Annotated in this window: 18 protein-coding genes; 7 read left to right on the top strand and 11 right to left on the bottom strand. The window is 45.7% G+C overall.

The annotated features are described in order from the left end of the window. Positions 1–189: 189 nt before the first annotated feature. Positions 190–900 (bottom strand): carbonic anhydrase, encoded by a 711-nt coding sequence (locus tag QUA34_RS23445; RefSeq protein WP_333389420.1) that lies wholly within the window; start codon positions 898–900, stop codon positions 190–192. Between the two features lie 234 nt (positions 901–1,134). On the opposite strand from QUA34_RS23445, the gene QUA34_RS23440 reads away from it, so the two are divergent. Next, a complete protein-coding gene (locus tag QUA34_RS23440) occupies positions 1,135–1,950 on the top strand; it encodes an MOSC N-terminal beta barrel domain-containing protein (RefSeq protein ID WP_333321763.1) in 816 nt (271 codons plus the stop codon). Positions 1,951–1,969: 19 nt separating this feature from the next. On the opposite strand, the gene ylqF is transcribed toward QUA34_RS23440, so the two are convergent. Together ylqF and QUA34_RS23430 are read right to left on the bottom strand one after the other, a co-directional pair. Next, complete coding sequence (gene ylqF / locus QUA34_RS23435; RefSeq protein WP_333389419.1) at positions 1,970–2,824, bottom strand: ribosome biogenesis GTPase YlqF; 855 nt, start codon at positions 2,822–2,824, stop codon at positions 1,970–1,972. A gap of 205 nt (positions 2,825–3,029) precedes the next feature. Continuing rightward, the gene (locus QUA34_RS23430) at positions 3,030–3,443 is read right to left on the bottom strand and encodes a universal stress protein (RefSeq protein WP_333128466.1); all 414 of its coding nucleotides are present in this window, start codon (positions 3,441–3,443) and stop codon (positions 3,030–3,032) included. 183 nt (positions 3,444–3,626) lie between these two features. Between QUA34_RS23430 and QUA34_RS23425 the strand changes: the two genes are divergently transcribed. Together QUA34_RS23425 and QUA34_RS23420 are read left to right on the top strand one after the other, a co-directional pair. Further along, entirely contained in the window at positions 3,627–4,826 is a 1,200-nt protein-coding gene (locus tag QUA34_RS23425) for a phosphoglycerate kinase (protein ID WP_333052811.1), read from the top strand. A 191-nt stretch (positions 4,827–5,017) separates the two neighbouring features. Next, complete coding sequence (locus QUA34_RS23420; protein WP_333321767.1) at positions 5,018–5,743, top strand: pentapeptide repeat-containing protein; 726 nt, start codon at positions 5,018–5,020, stop codon at positions 5,741–5,743. A gap of 99 nt (positions 5,744–5,842) precedes the next feature. On the opposite strand, the gene QUA34_RS23415 is transcribed toward QUA34_RS23420, so the two are convergent. From QUA34_RS23415 to QUA34_RS23405, 3 genes are all read right to left on the bottom strand, one after another. Beyond that, entirely contained in the window at positions 5,843–6,508 is a 666-nt protein-coding gene (locus QUA34_RS23415) for a response regulator (RefSeq protein ID WP_333037484.1), read from the bottom strand. A 313-nt stretch (positions 6,509–6,821) separates the two neighbouring features. Next, complete coding sequence (locus QUA34_RS23410; RefSeq protein ID WP_333321769.1) at positions 6,822–8,165, bottom strand: EAL domain-containing response regulator; 1,344 nt, start codon at positions 8,163–8,165, stop codon at positions 6,822–6,824. 1,027 nt (positions 8,166–9,192) lie between these two features. Further along, positions 9,193–11,097, bottom strand: a complete 1,905-nt coding sequence (locus tag QUA34_RS23405) for a serine/threonine-protein kinase (RefSeq protein WP_333083282.1) — start codon at positions 11,095–11,097, stop codon at positions 9,193–9,195. Positions 11,098–11,399: 302 nt separating this feature from the next. On the opposite strand from QUA34_RS23405, the gene QUA34_RS23400 reads away from it, so the two are divergent. Further along, complete coding sequence (locus QUA34_RS23400; protein WP_333389416.1) at positions 11,400–12,950, top strand: phenylacetate--CoA ligase family protein; 1,551 nt, start codon at positions 11,400–11,402, stop codon at positions 12,948–12,950. 188 nt (positions 12,951–13,138) lie between these two features. Here the strand turns inward: QUA34_RS23400 and QUA34_RS23395 are convergent, their stop codons facing one another. From QUA34_RS23395 to QUA34_RS23375, 5 genes are all read right to left on the bottom strand, one after another. Continuing rightward, positions 13,139–14,233 carry a Rho termination factor (modular protein) gene (locus QUA34_RS23395; protein ID WP_333321775.1) on the bottom strand — a complete coding sequence of 365 codons (1,095 nt, stop codon included), beginning with the start codon at positions 14,231–14,233 and terminating at the stop codon, positions 13,139–13,141. Positions 14,234–14,653: 420 nt separating this feature from the next. After that, positions 14,654–15,583, bottom strand: a complete 930-nt coding sequence (locus QUA34_RS23390; RefSeq protein ID WP_333321777.1) for a ParB N-terminal domain-containing protein — start codon at positions 15,581–15,583, stop codon at positions 14,654–14,656. Further along, entirely contained in the window at positions 15,583–17,085 is a 1,503-nt protein-coding gene (locus QUA34_RS23385) for an AAA family ATPase (protein WP_333321779.1), read from the bottom strand. The genes QUA34_RS23390 and QUA34_RS23385 overlap by 1 nt, the downstream gene beginning before the upstream one ends. Before the next feature lie 182 nt (positions 17,086–17,267). Next, positions 17,268–18,320 carry a fatty acid desaturase gene (locus QUA34_RS23380; protein ID WP_333321783.1) on the bottom strand — a complete coding sequence of 351 codons (1,053 nt, stop codon included), beginning with the start codon at positions 18,318–18,320 and terminating at the stop codon, positions 17,268–17,270. 257 nt (positions 18,321–18,577) lie between these two features. Beyond that, positions 18,578–18,784, bottom strand: a complete 207-nt coding sequence (locus QUA34_RS23375; protein WP_333321785.1) for a hypothetical protein — start codon at positions 18,782–18,784, stop codon at positions 18,578–18,580. A 195-nt stretch (positions 18,785–18,979) separates the two neighbouring features. Here QUA34_RS23375 and thrC point away from each other — a divergent pair, with 195 nt between their 5' ends. The 3 genes from thrC (at position 18,980) to purU (ending at position 21,822) form a co-directional block, all read left to right on the top strand. Beyond that, entirely contained in the window at positions 18,980–20,104 is a 1,125-nt protein-coding gene (gene thrC, locus QUA34_RS23370) for a threonine synthase (protein WP_333321788.1), read from the top strand. 129 nt (positions 20,105–20,233) lie between these two features. Next, entirely contained in the window at positions 20,234–20,854 is a 621-nt protein-coding gene (locus QUA34_RS23365) for a Uma2 family endonuclease (protein ID WP_333321790.1), read from the top strand. Between the two features lie 113 nt (positions 20,855–20,967). Next, on the top strand, positions 20,968–21,822 hold the full coding sequence (purU, locus tag QUA34_RS23360) for a formyltetrahydrofolate deformylase (protein WP_333321792.1): 855 nt from the start codon (positions 20,968–20,970) through the stop codon (positions 21,820–21,822). Positions 21,823–21,945: the final 123 nt, after the last annotated feature.

The raw sequence follows: 21,945 nt of genomic DNA, 5'->3' as shown, positions 1-21,945 counted from the left end.
TAAGTTAGGAGTTGGGATTCAATTAAATCTCAGCAAAACTTTTCATTATATCATAAAATTATTTTGCAAGAGATCTACTTTATCGTTACCCAATAATTCTTAGGGGCAATCCCCTATGGTTTCCCCTCGCTCCCCAAGGGTAGGCAAAGAAAGGCACTACCCTACAAATTCTGAAAATTACCAGCAAAATCAAGCAATTATCTCTACTTTGCCGCTATCCAAATCGTAGCGGCCCCCAACCACTTTAAGCTTGCCCGCTTTGACTGCTTTAGCTAAAATAGGCGACGAGGATTGTAACTTATTTACATTCATTTTAACATTAGCTCTGACGGCGTTATCCCACGCATCGCCTTTTTGACCTTTGGTCGAATCAACTGCTGGTTTAATCGCTGCCACCAAAGTGCTAATGTGACCCGGCACAGCTTTACCATCTAAAGCTGCTTTGACAGCACCGCAGCGTTCGTGACCCAGAATTACTAATAGGGGCACGCCTAATTCTAAGGCCGCATATTCTATATTTCCGAGCACCACATCGTCGAGAAAATTGCCAGCTACTCGGATATCAAATAAATCCCCCAATCCTTGGTCGAAAATAATTTCGGGAGCAACCCGCGAATCAGAACAAGCCAGGATGGTTGCAAACGGATGTTGACCCTTTGCTACTTCTACAACTCGCGATCGAGCTTGGTCGGGAAATGTCCGTTTTTGCTGAATGTAGCGTTGATTCCCCGCCATCAATTTCTTGAGAGCACCGTCGGGAGTAATGCCAGAGATTGCCTCTGCCTTTGCTGCTTCGGCTTGTAAAAACGCAGGTGCCAAGCTTGCCGCCAGCATCCCTGCACCAGCCCTCAACATTAAATTGCGTCGCGAAATCATGCTTCTACTTCCGCTTTCAGTCATTGCTTAAAACTCGGTTCAATTTTTTCTATTTTATACCATAATATCTACCACAAGCTCAGTCAGACTTCTTTGATTTTTCTGTACAAGGTGTTCCGGCACAATGTAACATTCAAAAAAGTGGCCCATTTTTATTTCATTCATATTTTATTTAGTAAAGTCAACTGCCGTCATCCTTCTACCGGCAGGGGATGCTAGAATATATCTAAAACGACAATTATTTACCAATGGCTCGAAATGTCCTACGTCGCCAGCATTCATATCTATCCGGTCAAGTCCCTTGACGGCATAGCAGTCAGTCAAGCCACTATTCTAGCCAGCGGAGCTCTAGAAGGCGATCGTTCTTTTGCAATCTGCGATGCAGCAGGAGAATTGGTTAACACTAAGCACAACAGCGGAGTCCGTTTTCTACGCTTATCCTTTGACATCAAAAAGAGAATTGCCGGTCTGAAAATTCAAGGCACTGAACAAGAAATATTTTTTCATGTAGATAGAGAACGCTTGGGAATAGAATCTTGGTTGAGCAACTACTTCGGTTTCCCCGTCAAGTTGATTGAAAACTTGCTGACTGGTTTTCCCGACAATCTCGCTGCACCAGGGCCAAGCATTATTAGTACCGAAACAATTGCCGAAGTTGCATCTTGGTTTCCGAGAGTTTGCGTTAACGAGATGCGCCAGCGCTTGCGAGCTAATATTGAAATAGGAGATGTCCCGGCTTTTTGGGAAGACCAACTTTTCTCACAATCCGATGAAATTGTGAGGTTTAAAATAGGGACTGTAATATTTGAAGCTATTAATCCCGGTCAGCCATGTATCCTATCTACGCGAAATTATGGGGCGAAAGCAGGCGATCCAAATTTTAACAATATACTAACAGCCAAACAGAAGGAAATCATGCCTGAATTGGTAAAACAAGGGCCTTTAAATCACTTTAGTCGGCTGATAGTTAACACGCGACTCGCACCTCAACCAGCAGAAAAAATATTACACATAGGAGACGAAGTTCACATTATCAGCGTCAGCAACTCTCTATTGAATACCATTTCTGATTAGTTGTAGGTTACGAGTCTGATCAAGCCGGCGGCAACTCCAAAGAAAGTTGACCCAAAACACCAGTTCTAAAATCGTTTAACATCTGCCGCGCCGTTCGTTCGACATCTCCTTTATACTTGTCTTTTGCGACCTCGTGCAAATAATCTTCACCATTACTAGATGCTGGATCTAATTTATACCTGGATTTGAAACCAGATAGTGATATCAACGTGTCATCAGCCGCCTCCAGCCCTTGGAGCAAATCTACCATCGCTGCTGCTACTACCTGATTGTCGTAAGCTGCTTCGCCAATATCTTCGCAAATAGCTAATTTTATGGCATTTTCTTGATTGTTAATTCGGGTTGGGATCACTCCAGGCGCGTCTAATAATTCAATTTCGTCAGAAATGCGAATCCATCGGAGCGATTTAGTTACTCCAGCTCTGCGGGCACTGTCCACCACTCTCCGCCCTAACAGCCGATTAATTAGAGCAGATTTTCCCACATTGGGAAAGCCCATCACCACTGCACGGACTGGACGGGGCAGCATACCTCGATCGAACCTTCTTTTATTTAGCTGCACCCCAGCATCCTGCACGGCATCCGCCACAGCGTCTACTCCTTGACCGTGCTCGGCATTGGTAAAATACGCCGTTTCCCCCTGGGCCTCAAACCATGTTTCCCACGCCTCGCGCGATCGAGGTGTAATCATATCCATGCGGTTGATGACCAATACTCGCGGCTTGCCGCCCACCCAACTCGGCATTTGGGGGTGATAAGTAGCCAATGGAATGCGGGCATCTCGGACTTCTAGCACCACATCTACCCGCTTTAACTGTTCTTTTAATGCCCGTTCAGCTTTGGCAATGTGACCGGGATACCAGTGAATTTTCATTAGTTATTAGTTATTAGTTATTAGTCAGCAGTCATTAGTCAGCAGTCATTAGTCAGCAGCCATTAGTCGCTGTGTCAGGGCGGGTTTAAGCATACCCTGGATTTACATATATAGATACAGGTGAACCCGCCCCTCAAGAATCTACGTTTATTTAGTCGGACATGATACAACACGTGACTAATGACTAATGACTAATAACTAATAACTAAGGCACAATCAAAACTGCACAAGGAGACAGATTGATCACCCGATTGGTAACGCTGTCAGACGCCCCATCATCGGTTAAACCCATCCCCCGACAGCCCATCACAATCAAATCGGCCCCAATTTCGTCAGCCACATCGCAAATCGTGAAAGCAGGTTTGCCTTCCCGTTCGATGATTTCAGCTTCAATTCCCTGCTGGGAAAACATCGATTGGGCCTCAGAAAGAAGTTTAGCGACTGCTTCGGGGGAAGTCATCACCTCTCGCGCGGGGGCGTCGGCCTCCTCGGCTGGGGGTTCGACTACCGAGAGAATAACTAAGCGAGAACCGTAGGTTTTTACGATATTGACCACCTTTTCGGCAGCTTCGCGGGCTTCTCGGCTTTGATCTACAGGAAATAAGACTGTCTTGAACATACTGCACATCTCCGGGACACGGACTCCGATAAAATGTTTAGGTTAAGCCAATCAGTGCCGTTTGTTCCATCTTCCGTTTTTTGTACGGGCGCGGTTGAATGCGTCCGAGGCCGGGGTGCAAGTTACCAGTGCCGCCATTTCAACGGAATTCGACAAAAACACACATATTAGGAGGTTAATCCTGTGACAAAAAAAACTGTAGCAAATTTATCGGCATCGGACTTATCGGGCAAACGGGTATTGGTGCGGGCGGACTTTAACGTGCCGCTCGACAACGGCAATATCACCGATGATACTCGCATCCGGGCGGCTCTGCCGACAATTCAAGATTTAGCGTCCAAGGGCGCTAAGGTGATTTTGTGCAGCCACTTCGGCCGTCCCAAGGGTGTGACAGAGAAGTTGCGCTTGACGCCGGTTGCTGTGCGCCTGTCGGAATTGTTGGGCAAAGAGGTCAAAAAGACTGACGACTGCATCGGTGATGAAGTCGCTGCTACAGTCGCCGCGATGCAAGATGGCGATGTGCTGTTGCTGGAAAATGTCCGCTTCTACCCAGAAGAAGAAGCAAATGACCCGGAATTTGCTAAGAAGTTAGCTTCTGTGGCCGATTTGTATGTCAATGATGCTTTTGGTACTGCTCACCGGGCTCACGCTTCTACTGAGGGCGTTACTAAGTATCTGAGTCCTTCTGTGGCTGGGTTTTTGATGGAGAAGGAACTGCAATATCTCGGCAGTGCGATCGACAATCCTCAGCGTCCCTTAGCTGCTATAATCGGCGGTTCTAAGGTTTCCAGCAAGATTGGAGTCATCGAAAAACTGCTCGAAAAGTGCGACAAACTGCTGTTGGGCGGTGGCATGGTTTTCACGTTCTACAAAGCTCGCGGCTTGAACGTTGGCAAGTCTTTGGTGGAAGATGACAAGCTGGAACTGGCTAAGTCTTTGGAAGCTAAGGCGAAGGAACGGGGAGTTGCTTTTCTGTTACCTACTGATGTGGTAGTTGCTGACAAGTTTGCTGCTGATGCTAACACTCAAACTGTTCCTGTAGAAAGCATCCCCGACGGTTGGATGGGTTTGGATATCGGCCCGGATTCAGTAAAAACTTTCCAAGATGCTTTGGCCGATTGCAAAACTGTCATCTGGAACGGGCCGATGGGCGTGTTTGAGATGGAGAAGTTTGCGGTGGGAACTGAAGGAATCGCTCATTCTTTGGCTGGACTTACTAAAACTGGTACTACCACAATTATCGGTGGTGGTGACTCGGTGGCGGCTGTTGAACAGTTGAATTTAGGTGAACAAATGAGCCACATTTCTACTGGTGGCGGTGCTAGTTTGGAGCTACTCGAAGGTAAGGAATTGCCTGGTGTTGCTGCTTTAGATGAAGCTTAATTAAGTTAAGTAGGGCGGGCTTTGCCCGCCTTGCTGTCAGCAGGTCTATATCCTTGGCTGCGAATCATTTTTTTGAGGGTTTACCGCAGAGGGCGCAGAGAACGCAGAGTAAGAGAAAAGAGAGAAAGATATGGGTTTAAATTCTACAGTTTGCTAGTATAATTTGTTTGAAGTAGCAGTGAGGTTTGTTTGTGAAACTTAAACTCTTGGCAACTGTAACGGCAAGTTTAGCTTTGTTTGGGCTGACAGCTCCCGTTAAGGCTCAAAATCCCGATCATGTTAGGCAATTGCTGGAAACTAAAGAGTGCGAGGGCTGTGACTTAAGAAATGCTGATTTGTTCAAGGCTAGCTTGTACAGAGCTAATTTAAGAGGAGCGGATTTAAGCGGAGCAAATCTCTATGAAGCTAATTTGCTAGAAGCGGATTTAAGTGATGCTAATTTGGCAAATGCTAACTTAGTTAATGCCGAGATGTACGGTGCTGAATTGAATGGTGCTAATCTGCGAAATGCGGATTTGTCTAATGCTTTTTTGGGGCGAGCGAATCTGACGAGTGCGGATTTGCGCGGTGCTAAACTTTTTAATGCGAATCTGGGCGAAGCTTATCTGCTGCAAGCTAATTTGTCGAATGCCGATTTAAGGCGGTCGCTGTTGTTTAGAGTTAATTTGAATCGTGCGAATTTAAGCGGAGCGGATATGTCTTTCGCGGATGTGCGCGATACTAATTTGCAGAATGCTATTTTGTCAAATACTAGGCTTCCTCGGGCTCAATTGACCGGGACAAATATTGAGGCGGCGAATAATGTGCGGCAGGCTGATTTGGAACGTGCCAACTTGCGAGGTACGAATTTGGGGCCAGGGGTTTGCGTGATAACTAATTTTCCTTATTGTGTTTTGAATGTGGAAGAAAAATTTTAGACTCTAGTTCCAAGATTCATCTGGGGAGTAAATCTAAAATCTAAAATCTAAAATCTAAAATCCCCTGGCTGGCTGGCGCACCCTAAGTTGAGATCCGAGCTAAGTTTGAGGTGGTTTGTATCCTCTTTCTAGGGCAAATCTCACAAGCTGGGCACGATTTTCTAACTGTAATTTGCTGAAAATGCTGCCTAAATGAGCTTGCACAGTCCGGGGGCTAATAAACAGCCGATCGCTAATTTGTTTGTTAGTATAACCCTGGATAACCTCCCAAAAAACTCTTTCCTCGGCTGGTGTTAAAGGCAAAGGTGCAGGTGCTGGCAATACTGCCACAAATTGTGGTTCCACCGCCCTACCGCTAGAAGTTTGCAGCAGTCGGACAATTTCGGCGTGAATGCGGTGAGAGCGCTCTAACTGCGCTTTTACCTTAGCTAAAATTTCTTCAGACTGAAAAGGTTTTACCAGATAATCGTCACCGCCGATCGAATGACCTTCAACTTTTGACTCCAACTCGCCTTGACCCGACAAAAATATAAAGGGGACTAACTGTCCCAAACGGGTAGTTCGCAAACGGCGACAAAACTCAAACCCGTCCATTTCCGGCATCATGACATCTGAAATTACCAAATCTGGGGGGGCATTTTCAAACATGGAGAGCGCCTCAACCCCTGAATTAGCGCATTCCACCCGATATCCTTGACTTTCCAGGTACATTGCTAAGACTGTTTGACAGTCTGCTTCGTCGTCCACCACTAATATTCTTTCCATGACAGGCTTGCACCAATTCCAGTTGGACAGTTATTGAAACTGCCAGTCCCAAAGTAGGAACTTAATTGAGTTTACCTGCTGCAACTTAATAAAGGCTTGCAATTTCAAGACGCCACAATTTCTCAAATAATCCAATTAGCGGCGCCTAGCGCCTAAAAGGGGAAGCAGTAGAGCAATATGGGGAACAATCTCTTTCTTTGATTGGCCTATCATCAAAAGGTACAACTTTTTATGAAGAAGCGTCAACTTTTATGCCGAAAATATAAGGTAAAAGAAAGAATTTTATCCTATAAAACAGAAATTTTGGTGACACTTACACTATTCCTAGACCCGACATTGAAAGGTTTTTAGATTTTTCGGGTTCGGACACAGGTACAAAAGGAACAACGCGACCAGGTGCTGCTGGGGGCGGCGCGAACAAACTCGGGTCGGCAACCAACATACTTTCAATTATCGCTGCTGGTTCGGGGCGACTGAACAGATACCCCTGCATGATATCGCACTGATGTTGTTTCAAAAAATCTAGTTCTGCTTCTGTTTCCACTCCCTCAGCAATTACAGTCATATTCAAACTGTGACCCAGTAAAATTACTGCTGTAGTAATAGCAGCATTTTGAGTATCTTCGTTGGCATTACGGACGAAAATTCGATCGATCTTTAAACTGTCAAAAGCAAATTGCTTAAGATATCCTAAAGTAGCGTAACCGGTGCCGAAGTCGTCAATAGCAATCCGAATTCCTAGAGCTTTTAGTTGGTTTAAAGTAGCGCCTGCTACTGTCGCATTTTCCACCAAAGCGCTTTCGGTCATTTCTAATTCTAAATTAGCAGGCTCTAAACCTGTAGTTTCCAATATTTGGACGATTCGCGCCTTGAGTTCCGGGTCGGACAACTGCCGGGCCGACAAGTTTACTGATATTGTAAAGGGCGAAAACCCCGCCGCTAGCCAACTAGCGGCTTGAGCGCAAGCTGAAAGCAGTACCCACTCACCAATCTGAATAATTAAACCTGTTTCTTCTGCTAAGGGAATAAATTCGCAGGGAGAAATTATACCTCGATCGGGATTTTGCCAGCGCACTAAAGCTTCGGCGCCGATAACTTGACCAGTCGCAATATTCACCTGCGGCTGATAGTATACCTGAAACTCACCTTGTGCCAAAGCGTGGCGCAGCAAAGCTTCGAGAGCAAACTTTTCCGGAGAGAGGGTTGTAACCTTGGTGGAGTCGTTAACTAAATCTTTGAGTCTGGCTTCTGCTTGGTGAAGTGCGACTGTTAGCGGTTGAGTAATAGTTTGCCGTTTCAAGACGCGAGAAGCAATGGCTCCCAGCAATTCAGCTTTGGTAAACGGCTTTGTCAAGTAATCGTCTGCCCCCAATTCCATCCCCCGACGAAAATCGGTTTTGTCACTTTGAGCCGTGAGGAAAATAAATGGAATTGTTGCAGCTAGCGAGTTTTGCCGCAGAGTCCGCAACACGTCATAACCGTCGAGTTCCGGCATCTGCACGTCACACAAAATTAAATCCGGTATCTCCGAAAGTGCCATCTGCACCCCAGCTCGACCGTTCTCTGCCGCAATGACCCGGTAGCTGTGAGATTCCAGGAGTTGCAGAAGAGTTTCCCGGATTAATTCGTCGTCCTCAATTACCAAAATTTTGAGCATGATACTTAGATAACAGATGGCACTATATATCTGAACCTGACTAACTCTAGCATACTCAAACTAGGGAATTAGTAATTGGGCCAATTAGCCAATAAATGATTAGCCAAATGGCTGAATATTTTCCCTCGGTTCTTAAGTCACAATCAAAGAACTGCCTAAATTGGGAAGATTTCGCTCTCTTTCAAGAGCAGAAAACTGCTGCGCCCGACTCCTTTGATAAACTTTTATTACAAAATAGCCAATATTTCTCATAAAAAAAATTAGCGAACAGTTTCAGTGCGCCGATGGCGAAAATTACTCAGGCTATCACTTATATGATGTCCGGTTAATTGTTCATAATTAGTCCGTGTTTGTACTAAAAACTAGAGTTTTCTCTCCATGGATGAATCAGGATGCAGCATCCTGATTCATCCAAAAAAATATACTTGCTTTCAGACAACAGTAGTGGAGAGATAAAAATTTTAGATTAAGGTTCAATCTCCCAGATTCATCTGTGAAGTAAATCTAACATCTAAAATCGACTAACGGAAAACTTAATTATGGTTCTATAGCAATCATTGCCGGAGTCGTAATTTTTTTACCCCACCCCAACCCTCCCCTTGGGTTCGGGGAGGGAGTAAGAAGTTCACACATGATTTAGGATTGCTATATAACCGGAAATCCTATTATCCACGGCCTAAATTCACAGGCTGAGTGGAATTCGCGCAAAACTTGGAATCTACAATTGCAGAAGTGATACTGACAGCGTGCATGGATGATGACGGAATTATCCGGTCTTGCGGAACTACCACGGTCTTTTTACAAACCAGCTCGCTACTGCCTACAGAGGCAAAGTTCCAAGCATAAAATTCGGGACTGCTGACTGTCGCATTGGCCGGATGTAAACCTAGTGCAGTCACTAATACTAATCCAAAAGTCACTAAAGCTACGATCGCGAATCTCAGCATATTCTTTGTTTGAACAGGAAAACTTACCTGATTGGTATTACCTTATTATTGCCTGGGTGGATAGAGAGCGTCAATAGCAGTTATTCCGCCGTCAGGTTCAACTCGTAAGCGATCGGCTCAGATGCTTGAGAAACTACCACGAATTCATAAAAACCAGCATCATCCAGCAATCCAGACCAACTAAGTCCTTCTGCATCTTCCAGCAAAGCTCGCGCGCCCTTTGTCCGCCCCGGAGTATAAATTGACAGTAGGGTAGATTTGCGCGGTGCTTGCAAATTCACGCGCAAAGTTTGATTTTGAGCGAACCTGGCAATGTAAGCTTTCCCTTCTCCGGGTTTGAGATTCCCTGTGAGGCTTTTGCTCTTCGATAGGCGGTCAAATTCAACGCTTTCAACAGTTGCTCCAGCTTGTAAGGCTTCGAGTTCGTCGGCGGTAATTGCTTGCCAAATTTGTCCGATCGGCAAACCAATGATATTGCGATCGCGCGGCTGTTGTGGAAACCAATAAAAGAACCTAGCATCAGCCAAATCGTACAAAGCCCGACTACTCAAATTCAGCTTGTTAACCTCAGTTTTCCAGCGATCGATATCAGTGGTGTCGTAAGTGCCCAACCGCGCTCTAGCGTTGCTGCTGAGATTTTCCAGCTTATCGAGCAACTCGTCGCCGATTTTCTGCCACCTTTCGCGCCATTGGCGATCTTCATCGCCTTCTTTTAACAATCGTCCCCCCAATTCCGGGTATTTGGCATAAAAAGTCTCGTCCACAAGGTTGACGTAACCGCTATAGAATCGATCGTCAATTTTGAGCTTGACAAAGCGATCTTGCAAAGCATCTTCTTGCTGCTGCTTCGGGCTTGGAGGCTGGGAAACTTTCTGCACTTTTGATTGCAGATTTAACAAAGAATTGCCCGCAAACCAGCCAACTCCCCCCATAGTTGATAGCACAGCCACCACAAACAAAACCATTTTCCAAGCAGGCATCTTTTGCTGATTGCCAATAGCAGCAATTCGCACCGGAGTTCCCGGCAGTTTTGGTGTGGGAGCGGGCACGGGTATAGGCGAGAAATCTGGTGGCTGGGTGATCCCAAAATCCGGGGCTGGTGGCAAAGGTGGCTGTAACGGCGGATTGCCGGAGAGAGCGAGCATTACCTCGCGAGCCGAGGAGTAACGCTGGCTCGGCTGCTGAGCAAGCATTTTATCCAGCACCAGGGACAAATTCGGAGACAGAGAACATTCCCCCCGCCAGTTCCAATTCAGGGTATGGCTGTCGATCAATTGATGGGGTTCCTTCCCAGTCAGCAACACCAAAACCGTGGCCGCCAGAGCGTACAAATCGCTGTGGGGAGAGACAATGCCCATCTGCATCTGTTCGACGGGAGCATAGCCGAGCTTGCCGATGCGAGTCGCGGGGGCGGGAGTGCCGTTAGCCTCAGCGAATAGAGACTCTACGGTGGCGGCGACTTGTTTTACTCCGCCAAAGTCGATCAGCACGGGCATCCCGTCAGAACTCCGCAGAATCAGGTTGTCCGGGGAGATGTCGCGGTGAATCACTCCCAAAGAGTGAATGTATTCGAGCACGGGCAAAATCTGCAGCAGTAATTGATTGATTTCTGCTTCTATAAACCGCAAACCCTGACGCTTGCGGGCGTCGAGCAAAAAGCGGTAAGTTTGGCCAGGCACGTAGTCTTGGACGAAAAATAGGTAGCCTCGATCGCTGATACTGACGCGGAAGAGTTCGCGAAAGCGCGGGATTTGATTGTGTTGCAGCTTGTAGAGCACTCCCGCTTCCCGCTCGAACAGTTCCTCGGATTTTTGTAAAGCGTAACTTCCATGTACTTGGGGCGCAAATTCTTTTAAAACGCAGGGTTCGTTAAATCGGTGGGCATCTTCTGCTAGGTAGGTGCGCCCGAAGCCTCCGTGTCCCAATTCGCGGACGATGCGGTAGTGATTGTTGAGAGTTATGCCGGGGTAGATGGGATTGTTCATTGGAACTTGCTGCGTCGGATTTTCACGCTTGACTGAGACTGGGAGTTTTGGGCGATCGCTGAATTAATCTTGCCACAGTGTATCAGTGTTTATTAGTCGATCGGCAGCTTGGCTATCCCCTGTGGTTATTGTGAAAACAGCGGTTTCGTGCTATGGAAGTTTATCTACTGCGCCATATTTTCGAGCGACCTCAAAATGTGTTCAAATTTTTAGTGTCCAGCCCAATGTGCGATCGGGTGTTAGCGCTACTAATTGAATCTTGAGCGATCGAGGTGCTAAATACCCATTTTAAGGAGCAAATCATGCAGCCAGAACAGCGTCAGCGAGCAATGGGGGCTTTTGAAGAGTTTTTAAGGGCGCCGCTTCAGGAACGATTGCAACACCAGCAGAATCGAGTTGCCGAATCCGGGGCGATCGCGCTTTTTCAAAAAGTCGCGGCCACAGTACCAGCTTACCAGACTTTCCTAGCTGCACTTAACATCAATCCCGCCTCAATTCAAACCTTTGAAGACTTCCAAAAATTGCCGCTAATTACCAAAGAGAATTATTTACGCTGTCACCCGCTACCTGAGTTGTGTCACCAGGGGAAATTAGAAACTTGCGATTTCATTGCTGTTTCATCTGGTTCGACAGGAAACCCGACGTTTTGGCCGCGTTTTATCAGCGACGAGTTGCAAATTGCCGCTCGTTTTGAACAAATATTTCACGACAGTTTTTACGCCGACCAACGCTCAACTTTAGCTGTCATTTGCTTTGCGTTGGGAACTTGGGTAGGCGGAATGTACACGGCAAATTGCTGCCGCTATCTAGCGAGTAAGGGCTATCCAGTTACAGTTGTGACGCCTGGGAATAATAAGACTGAAATATTTCGAGTAGTGCAGGAACTTGGGGAGCATTTTGAGCAAGTAGTTTTGTTGGGATATCCGCCGTTTATCAAGGATGTGATAGATAGCGGAATTGCTGGGGGTGTGGAGTGGCAAAAATATCGAATTAAGATGGTGTTTGCGGGGGAAGTGTTTAGCGAAGAATGGCGGAGTTTGGTGAGCGATCGCACTAATTCTGACAATCTATATTACAACTCTGCGAGCCTTTACGGTACGGCAGACGCGGGCGTTTTGGGCAACGAGACACCGCTGAGTATTTGCATCCGCCGCTTTTTAGCAAACAATCCCGAAGCAGCACGCAATTTATTCGGGGAATCGCGGTTGCCAACGCTGGTGCAGTACGATCCGAAAAGCCGCTTTTTTGAAGTGAATAATGACGGCACGCTGTTATTTTCGGGCGACAACGGCATCCCGCTAATACGCTATCACATCTCGGATAACGGCGGTTTAATTTGTTACGAAGCAATGCTCAATTTTTTGGCAGAATGGGGGTTTAACCCTGTGGCACGTTTGCAGCAAGCAGCAGGTATGAAAGTTTCTGATTTCCCCAGAGGAATTCGCTGCTTGCCCTTTGTCTATGTATTCGGGCGATCCTCTTCGAGGGCTTCGCTAACGCACTTTACCGTTTCCTACTTCGGTGCCAACATTTACCCGGAAAATGTCACCGTAGGTTTAGAAGTTCCCACCATTCGGGAATGGGTGACGGGAAAATTTGTACTGCAAGTCAAGGAAGATGCGGATCAAAATCGGTTTTTATCGGTGGTTGTGGAATTAGCAGCGGGGGTGGAGGGCGACGAGGAGATGCAGCAGGCGATCGCATCTTCAATTCTCGCGCAATTGCGGCGGCTAAACAGCGAATTTGCTAATTACGTGCCGCCAGAATATCAGTTACCTGTGGTGACATTAACGGAGACGGGCGATGCGGAGTATTTTCCGATTGGGGTAAAGCACAGATACACGCGGCAGTAAACCGTGTTTTTGTGAGTAGGGGCTGGACTAAATTGTATCGGGATCGATATTTAATTATCGCAGTTTCGCGGCCAGGCGATCGGCTCGTTTCTGCGCCCAAAACTATTCTGAAAGCCCGATCGCGCTTTTTGGCATAAAACGCGATCGAACACCGAACAATTAGTTTTTAACTATTAGCAACTACCGTTTTATCTGCCGTCAGCTTCCCTGAGAGCCGCCAGAATTTCTGGTCGTTTCATGCGCGCGTAGCCCCGCAGTTTCCGCTCTTTACCGATCGCCTTCAACCCTCTCAGCGAAAGACTTTCGTAGTCATCCTCTGGGGACGGGGACGGAAACGGCAACTCTAACTGCAACTGCGGTAACTGAGGTTTTTGCTGTGCTTTCGACTGCTTCTTAGGCTGCGTTTTTGACTGCTTCTTCGGCTGTGCTTCGGGCTGTATTTCTGAGTGCGTAGCTGTGGCTCCCAGTTGGCGGCGGAGCGTTTCAATTTGATTTTTTAGGTCATTTTCTACGTCTTCAATGGCGTCGGAAACAAACTGATTAATTGTTTCGACTGTGCGTTCTAATTTTATTGACAGCAGTTTTTCCAGTTCATCCAACTGTCTCAAAGCACCTTCAAGATTTACCTCAGAAATAACAGCCGATGTTGGCGGACGGTTGCTGCTCGATTGTTCAATTTTTTTAGCCATTTTATCTACCTTTTCATGAAATGCTTTTTCCACTTGTTCGAGCAAATGCTTAATCTGTTCTATTTGGTTACGCTCAAAGTTCTGCTCAGTTAGAGCTTTTACGTGCTTTTTTAGCAGGTCTTCATTTTTTTTAACAGATTGTTCTATTTGTTTTGTTAGACTATCTACCTTTTTTTGAAATGATAGCTCAAATTGTTGCAGTAGAGTGTCAATTTGTGCTGTTTTCTGAGTCGGTTGCGGAGCTAAATGTTCCATTTCTGCTTGAGCAACAGCTACCTCCTCGTCGGTCATTTCAAATACCCACGCCCACATTTGCTCGATGCCGAGTTCTTTAGCAACAATACACCAATCTGAGCCGCAGACAACTTCATATTCTTCTTCGTTGCTGTAAGCTTCTGTAGGGCGTACAATTAAAGGAATTAAGTTGCTGCCTTGCTCGATCAGACTTCTCCTAAGAGCTTCGCGGCGTTCGCGAGGAATTTCCCCCCGATGAGGCTCTGGTATGGCAATTTGGGAAGTGTAAATCTGACTGTGACTAATTGGCTTAATCCGCAAATATTCAACTATTGGGTTTTGATCGGACGATCGATCCATCTTGTTACAAGTCCCCTTTTGTCATTAAAATCTGGTGTTTGGGTATTTATGTATGTTTGCACTTTACAGCCTGCGTTTTAAGGGATGCAGGACTAACCCAAGAACTCTAATTGTAGGGTGCGAGACAAACACCTTACCCAGACCGTGGTAAGTTAAAGGGTTTCTTGGGTTGAGTCTTCCCAGTCTGCGATCGAACTCGGTTATCTGGGGGAGATATGGTGTTGCTGCTGTACCTGTGCGGATGGCTGTGCGGTGACACCCCGGACGATCGGCAAAAGTTACTGCAATTCCTAAAAAAAGCGACTGTGATGAGTTTAACTGCCTGCGGGACACCAAGCATACACTGCTTTACTCATCTTTACTTTTTTTGGTGTAGAGACTCACTGAGTCAAAGTTAGCAGTGGTGGCAAAAATGGCGAGTTATGAGTATTTTTGCCACTTGTCAATTATTTTAATCATTGTTTTGTCGGTTAACCCATCAATACGTTTGACCGCACTTGTAAATGACACAAACGGCTGCACCTCTCGTTCTTTGATTATTCTTTTGATTACTGGAGACTTCAAGCCCGCATCTTGAAAATTCGCCAACATTTTAAATTCATCTAGGGTATTGAGTGCTTCCAACGCCGACATTGATTCGGAAGCTACGTTTTCAACTTGTGGTATCCTCTCTACCACCACTGGTTTTTCGGGTGGCAACTCAGATTTTAACTCATTAATTCTGTTTGCTAAACCAGCTTCAACTAACAGAGATACTTGTTGTAAGATTCGGTTTTCAAGTTCTTGTATACTCTGGGCGAAAACTTTTTGTTCACGGGCGTACTCGGCTTTTAAGTCATTAATTTGACGGGCCAACTGAGCTTCAATATTTGTTAGTCGCTGTTCTAAACTAGATGAATCTTGGGGAGTTTCATTTTCACATAAATTAGGGACTTCGACCAAAGAAACCGGGTTTTTTATTGAATCTGCAGGCTGTGACGAAGTATTTTCCTCAAAAAACCCGGTTTCTGGGAGATCAACTAACTTCTCAGTGATTGCGGTTTTTCTGATAATTTTAAGTTGTTCGAGGAGAAGTTCTTCATTTTCTTCTTCCAGGATGAATGCTCCGATTGTCTCGCCTTTGGGAGCATCTATTTCCTTTGCTCTCGCCGCCGCATAATATTCAAAGTCTCCGTCTACTATTTCGTAAGCATCCATACCGTTTCGGCGGACAATTATCGGATTAATCAATCCTCCTGACTCTAAAATCAGTCGCGCTAATTTATCCAAATCAGCATCTGCAAAATTGGAACGTGGAACTGCGGATGTAATTCTTTTCACTGCAACCAGTGACGGAAATAATTTTTTCATTAGTTTTTACCAATTTTTTCTAAAACTTCTATTGCTAGCATTTCAAATTCTTGGGAGGCGATGGAATCTGGCTTAAAGTCTAGCACTGAAATCGGATCTGCGATTTCCATATTTCCCACGATTTGCATTTGTTCTGCACACTTTGCTAAATCGTCTCTCTCGTAAATTACGCTGTCCATGATTTCCAGACCGTAGCGTTTGGGAATTGCCTCCCTCCGCTTGGGCAAACTATACTGTACAAATTTAGTATTAGTTGAGATTTTGCAGGGGAGTACGCCTAAAATTGCGATCGGCTGTTTGCCGATTATTTTCCTGAATGCGTTAACTTTTTTGATAAAATCCTTGACATTAACCAATCCTTGATTGGCAAAAGGTTTTAAGTCAGAAGGAATAATTAAATAATCCGCCGTAATTAGGGCAACTCTGGCGTAAAAATTCAAAGAGGGCGGCGTATCGATCAGTACAATATCATATTTATCCTGTGCTACTGCTAGTTTCTGAATTAAAATCAGGCGACTGTAATCTAGTTGATTGAATTCGGTTTCTTCGTGCATCAAATTGATGTGGGAAGGAATCACATCAATTTCGGGATGGCAAAAAGTTGACTTTCGAGCTACTTCTGCAATCGAGAAAAAGTCTTCTGATTGCAAAACTTGAAGAATATTATTATCTTTCAAATCGTCTTGTTCTTCATCCTCAAATTTTACTAAACCTGTCGCAAATGTTGTATTAGCCTGACTGTCTAAGTCGATTACCAAGACTCTTTTACCTTGTTTGCTAAGCGCAGCAGCTAAATTGACTACTGTTGTAGTTTTGCCAACGCCGCCTTTATTGTGGTAAACTGCAATAATTTTCATCGTATTTTGGCTTTTTTGGGGAACGGTTACATCGGATTTAACTTGAGGCTTAACGGGATTATTTTCAGGTATTTGTTCCGGTTCTGAGATGTGACTTGGCTCAGGTTCTGCGGTGGCGGGATTGCGGTGCTGTACTGGGACTTCGCTAATTAACTCAGGACTAACCAAATTAATTTTACTATCCTCCAGTTCGAGATTATCGGGATTTTTTATAAATTTTAAACGATCTCTGCCAATTAAAGCGATAATTTCATCAATTCTATTTTCAAGGTCTTTTCCAGCACACTTAAAGACTAGCTGAATATCATCAACGACTCTTTGGTAAATTCTAATTTCTTTACCGTTAGTTATGAGGCCGTAGCGGATGCTCAAACTTGTTAAATAGCGATTGAGTTTTCGCAGGTGGCGGTCTAAATTTTCCTTCGGATGTTTAGCCTCCATAACTACACTCATCGGCGATTCTGCATCGACAACTATGGGGATAACTTGGGTGGCAAATGAGAGGAAGTCTAGACGAATATTCCCAAATGCTATTTCTTGGTGCCAAGTATCGGGCGTATAGCCTAGTTTTGGTAGCAGATAGCTGACAATCAGTTTGCTTTCTACTTCGCTTTCGTTGCGACAGTTATTGGGATTGAAAGTCATTCGATTTTAGATTTTAGGTTTTAGATTTTAGATTGGGAATGACTGATTTAATAATGGTACGGATTGTGATATTCACAGTAGGGCGCGCATTCCGCACCTTACAAAGGCTACGGATTGTAATATCGAAAAACCCGGTTGTGTTTGACCAACCGGGTTTTTCTGGCATTTATCGCGTTTAAAACTTACTTTGTTTTAGCGTTAAATTCCTGCAATGTTTGATAGCCACCAGCGGGATTGTACAAGTGACAGTTGTCGGCAATCCGCTTCATTAAAGACCAAGAAAATTTTGTTTCGTAGAGATGATCTTGCCAATTTTCCTTTAAGCTGCTGTGGGCGAGGCGCAAATTGTACCAGGGAATAGCAGTTGAAAGGTGGTGGGGAACGTGGACGTTAATGTCGTGGCACAGAAACTCTACCCAGCGGGGATAATCGCAGTGAACTGTTCCCGATAGTTGCGCTTGGGCTTCGTTCCATTCTTCGGGTTCTTTAAAGGAAATATCTGGTGCTGTGTGGTGAACGATCGTAAAAGTGCTCATCCAGAAATGGTAAACCAGCCAGGGCACTAACCAAAATTTGACAAATCCCCAAATGCCTGTGGTTGCAATTAAAATCGGAAATCCGATCGCAGCACCGATTAAAACGACAAAAACTGAAAACCGCACTTGTTCTTGTTTCTGTTTGCCTTTGAAGCGCCACCACATGAAGTGCACTTTTCCCCAGTGGGCGATCGAGCCGATCCACCACATTGGACCAAATATTAAACTATAAGCTATTTGTAAAGCCTTGGGCGCAGCAGCGTAGTCTGCTGCTGTCATCGGGTGCCAAGCATTATCCTCGCCAAGTTTGTTGGTGTGTTTGTGGTGATAATTGTGTCCGTGCCGCCATGCGTGAAACGGATAAATTAACGGCAGAAATGCAATATGTCCGACTAAATCGTTTACCCAGCGGCGGTTAGCAAATGACCGATGACCGCAGTCGTGACCGATCACAAAAAAACCGGTTAATCCGGTGCCTGTGAAAATCCACATTAGGGGTAGTAGAAACCAAGGAGAGACTGCTATGCCCCAGTAACCGACAGCAACTAAAAGAACGTTGACAATTACTTTTGTCCAAGCTTTGCGGGGGTTTTTGACGAATACTTCCCGCGGCAGGGTTTTGAGAATATCTTTGAGGCGCAGGTTGGAAGTGTCACTTGCGGATGTCAAATTTAGTGGTTTTTCGATCGATGCTGTCATAAACTGATTTCGATTCTCCGTATGCCATGAGGATGGCTTAACAAATTAGCGCAATAAAAAAGCGCCGTAAAATGTCAGCTCGTTGCCAGCAAGCAGCAGACGAGTTGAGCTGTAGGCAAGCGCGTTTTAGCAAAAGCTAGCGATCGCTATCCGCAGTTAGGAATTTCTAGCACTTTCGGCAAAAAACACTGCGGGTAGCAAAACCTTTGTTTTTATAACACAGGGGCAGGACAATTAGCATTAGCGACTGTTGTCTGCTAATTGCTGTTGCTGCCCGAAATGGGGTCGATCTCCCGCAAGCCAGCGATCGAGCGTTGCTGTTTGAGGCTTTGTACTTCCAGCAGCAAGGATTCGATTTCTGCTTGCAAGTGCAGGAACTTAACTTGCTGATCGGCTTGGTAGGGGCACTTTACCAAATCTACTTTGCGGGCAAAACTGGTCGATAGGGTAGAAGAACTAGCCATTTCGGGGTTGCTCGCGGTGACTTGAGGCCGGGAAAGAGTGGATGAATTATTTGACATTAGTAATTGAGTAGACATATCTACACATTCACACCATTAAGTTACTTTAACCTGAACCGATCGTATTAAACATCAAATTAACCGATCAAGCTAAAATTAGTGTAAATTCCTTAGCCATTGCCTAAAACCATTGACATCGTGACCCTGATTCTACCTGCTACTGACTCTGCTGCTAACTCCGCTGCCCGCGCAGCCGAGCCGAAACGCTACGGCTGGCCCGGCTTGATCGAAGCTTATCGCCCCTACCTGCCGGTCACAGAAACCACGCCGGTAGTGACCCTCCAAGAAGGCAATACTCCCCTGATTCCAGCACCTGCGATCGCCTCTATCATCGGTCGAGACGTGCGCGTCCTGGTGAAATACGACGGCCTCAACCCCACTGGTAGTTTCAAAGACCGGGGGATGACAATGGCGATTTCCAAGGCGAAGGAAGCTGGTGCCGAAGCTGTAATTTGCGCTAGTACCGGCAATACTTCGGCCTCCGCCGCCGCCTACGCCCGACGCGGGGGGATGCGAGCTTTCGTGTTGATTCCCGAAGGTTACGTGGCTTTGGGCAAGCTGGCGCAAGCTTTGCTTTACGGTGCGGAAGTAATTTCGATTGGGGGAAATTTCGATCGAGCCTTAGAAATTGTCCGCGAAATGGCTGTCAATTATCCGGTGACATTGGTCAACTCCGTCAATCCTTACCGCTTGGAAGGTCAGAAAACCGGAGCTTTTGAAGTGGTGGACGCCTTGGGCGACGCCCCCGACTGGCTGTGCATTCCCGTGGGAAATGCGGGAAACATCACAGCATACTGGATGGGTTTTTGTCAATACCACCAAGCCAAAAAATGTTCGCGCTTGCCGCAGATGATGGGATTTCAAGCAGCCGGGGCTGCACCGTTGGTAACGGGCTCACCGGTATCGCACCCAGAAACCTTGGCGACGGCGATTCGGATCGGCAACCCCGCTAGCTGGAAACAGGCGATCGCAGCTTCCGAAGCCAGCCGCGGCAGTTTTGCTGCCGTCACCGACGCCGAAATTCTGGACGCTTACCGCTTGTTAGCATCGCAGGAAGGGATTTTCTGCGAACCGGCGAGTGCAGCTTCTGTGGCCGGCTTGCTGAAGGTAAAAGATCAAGTTCCGACTGGGGCGACGGTGGTTTGCGTGTTGACTGGTAACGGTTTGAAAGACCCGGATACCGCAATTAATCACAGCAACAATATGTTTAAAAGCGGTATTGCTCCGACTTTGGATGCAGTAGCTGGGGCGATGGGATTTTAAAAGAAGGAAGAGGGAACAGGGAAATATGAAAACTCTTTGTCATCTTCTCTCTCTTCTCTTCCTCTGCGTCCTCTGCGTCCTCTGCGGTTCGTTAAAAAAATTCTTAATTCATCACTAGGAGCAAACAGAATGGTTCAATCACCTGCCAAACTTCTAAGTGTTGATGAATTTATTGCCAACTTTGGCGACAGCGAGCGTTACGAACTAATCGATGGTGAATTAACCGAAATGGAGCCCACGGGGCCGCACGAACAAGTATCCGCCTTCCTCGGGCGAAAACTCAATGTAGAAATCGATCGTCTGGATCTACCCTACTTTATTCCCCCTCGCTGTCTCATCAAATTATTAGGAACAGCAACAGCGTTCCGCCCCGACGTACTTGTAGTAGATCGAACTCAACTAATTAATGAACCTTTGTGGCAACAAGAACCTGTAATTACATCGGGAAACTCAATTAAACTAATCGCTGAAGTCGTCAGCACCAATTGGCAGAACGACTACGCCCGCAAAGTTGAAGATTACGCAATGCTGGGAGTGCCTGAGTATTGGATTGTGGATTATCTGGGCATTGGCGGCAGAGAATATATTGGCAAACCCAAACAGCCGACAATTACGATTTGTATGCTGCGAGAAGATGAGTATCAAAAACAGTTGTTTCAAAAGAGCGATCGACTGATTTCTTCACTCTTCCCAGACTTGCAGTTAACCGCACAACAAATCTTCGGAGCAAGCAGTATTTTAAATTCCTGATTACCAAACGGCGGTAGTTCGAGTAACAGTAAGCTGCGTAGCGTACACCCTACAGAATAACTTCAAAGAGCTTGTATGCTGCGGAGCGTCAATAAAACTTTAGCGATTATACAATGACTAGCCCTACTGCAACCCTGTTAATTGCCTGTCCCGATCGCAAAGGACTCGTCGCCTTACTTGCCAATTTTATCGCGTCCCACAACGGCAATATCATCCACGCCGATCACCATACAGATTTTACCGCCGGATTATTTCTGAGCCGGCTAGAATGGCAATTAGATGATTTTGACTTAACCACCGAACAAATAACACCTGCTTTTAGTGAAATTGCCAAGGATTTACAAGCCAATTGGCAACTGCATTTCTCCCAAAAAATTCGACGGCTTGCGATCTGGGTCAGCCGTCAAGATCATTGTTTATTAGACTTAATTTGGCGACAGCGAGCGCAAGAAATCAGAGGTGAAATTCCCCTGATTATCAGCAACCATGAAAATTTAAAGCCCATTGCCGCACAATACGGTATCGACTTTGAGTATATTCCCATTACTAAAGACAATAAAGCTATTCAAGAAGCACAACAGTTAGAACTTCTTAAAAAATATAATATTGATTTAGTAGTTCTGGCTAAATATATGCAAATTTTGAGTCAAGACTTTATCATAAAATTTCCCAAGGTGATTAATATTCACCATTCATTTTTACCCGCGTTTGTGGGTGCAAATCCCTACGAAAGGGCTTATGAAAGAGGGGTAAAAATTATCGGTGCAACAGCCCACTATGTTACCCCAGATTTAGATGCGGGCCCGATTATCGAACAAGATGTTGTGCGCGTCAGTCACCGCGATGAAGTATCTGATTTGGTTCGCAAAGGTAAAGATTTAGAAAGGGTTGTGTTAGCAAGAGCGGTGCGATATCATTTACAAAATCGTGTTTTAGTTTACGGCAATCGGACTGTGGTTTTTGCTTGAAAATTAGGTATCATATCAATCCTGGTTTGTTACTCCTTTGATCACTCGGCGGGTGATATCAATTCCGGTTGCACGATCGCAGTGTAGCGACTCCCAAAGTTTTCTCAACTTGATATTTTTCAT

The sequence above is a fragment of the Microcoleus sp. POL10_C6 genome (genome assembly GCF_036701585.1).
Taxonomy (GTDB): domain Bacteria; phylum Cyanobacteriota; class Cyanobacteriia; order Cyanobacteriales; family Microcoleaceae; genus Microcoleus.
The sequence above is the reverse complement of the archived record's forward strand: the minus strand, read 5'-3'. Positions and strand labels throughout refer to the sequence as shown.

What these genes read in the sequence shown, in the direction of transcription:
- QUA34_RS23445 (WP_333389420.1), bottom strand. Translation starts at nt 900, where the DNA reads ATGACTGAAAGCGGAAGTAGAAGCATGATTTCGCGACGCAATTTAATG.
- QUA34_RS23440 (WP_333321763.1), top strand. Translation starts at nt 1,135, where the DNA reads ATGTCCTACGTCGCCAGCATTCATATCTATCCGGTCAAGTCCCTTGAC.
- ylqF (WP_333389419.1), bottom strand. Translation starts at nt 2,824, where the DNA reads ATGAAAATTCACTGGTATCCCGGTCACATTGCCAAAGCTGAACGGGCA.
- QUA34_RS23430 (WP_333128466.1), bottom strand. Translation starts at nt 3,443, where the DNA reads ATGTTCAAGACAGTCTTATTTCCTGTAGATCAAAGCCGAGAAGCCCGC.
- QUA34_RS23415 (WP_333037484.1), bottom strand. Translation starts at nt 6,508, where the DNA reads ATGGAAAGAATATTAGTGGTGGACGACGAAGCAGACTGTCAAACAGTC.
- QUA34_RS23410 (WP_333321769.1), bottom strand. Translation starts at nt 8,165, where the DNA reads ATGCTCAAAATTTTGGTAATTGAGGACGACGAATTAATCCGGGAAACT.
- QUA34_RS23405 (WP_333083282.1), bottom strand. Translation starts at nt 11,097, where the DNA reads ATGAACAATCCCATCTACCCCGGCATAACTCTCAACAATCACTACCGC.
- QUA34_RS23400 (WP_333389416.1), top strand. Translation starts at nt 11,400, where the DNA reads ATGCAGCCAGAACAGCGTCAGCGAGCAATGGGGGCTTTTGAAGAGTTT.
- QUA34_RS23395 (WP_333321775.1), bottom strand. Translation starts at nt 14,233, where the DNA reads ATGGATCGATCGTCCGATCAAAACCCAATAGTTGAATATTTGCGGATT.
- QUA34_RS23390 (WP_333321777.1), bottom strand. Translation starts at nt 15,583, where the DNA reads ATGAAAAAATTATTTCCGTCACTGGTTGCAGTGAAAAGAATTACATCC.
- QUA34_RS23385 (WP_333321779.1), bottom strand. Translation starts at nt 17,085, where the DNA reads ATGACTTTCAATCCCAATAACTGTCGCAACGAAAGCGAAGTAGAAAGC.
- QUA34_RS23380 (WP_333321783.1), bottom strand. Translation starts at nt 18,320, where the DNA reads ATGACAGCATCGATCGAAAAACCACTAAATTTGACATCCGCAAGTGAC.
- QUA34_RS23375 (WP_333321785.1), bottom strand. Translation starts at nt 18,784, where the DNA reads ATGGCTAGTTCTTCTACCCTATCGACCAGTTTTGCCCGCAAAGTAGAT.
- QUA34_RS23365 (WP_333321790.1), top strand. Translation starts at nt 20,234, where the DNA reads ATGGTTCAATCACCTGCCAAACTTCTAAGTGTTGATGAATTTATTGCC.
- purU (WP_333321792.1), top strand. Translation starts at nt 20,968, where the DNA reads ATGACTAGCCCTACTGCAACCCTGTTAATTGCCTGTCCCGATCGCAAA.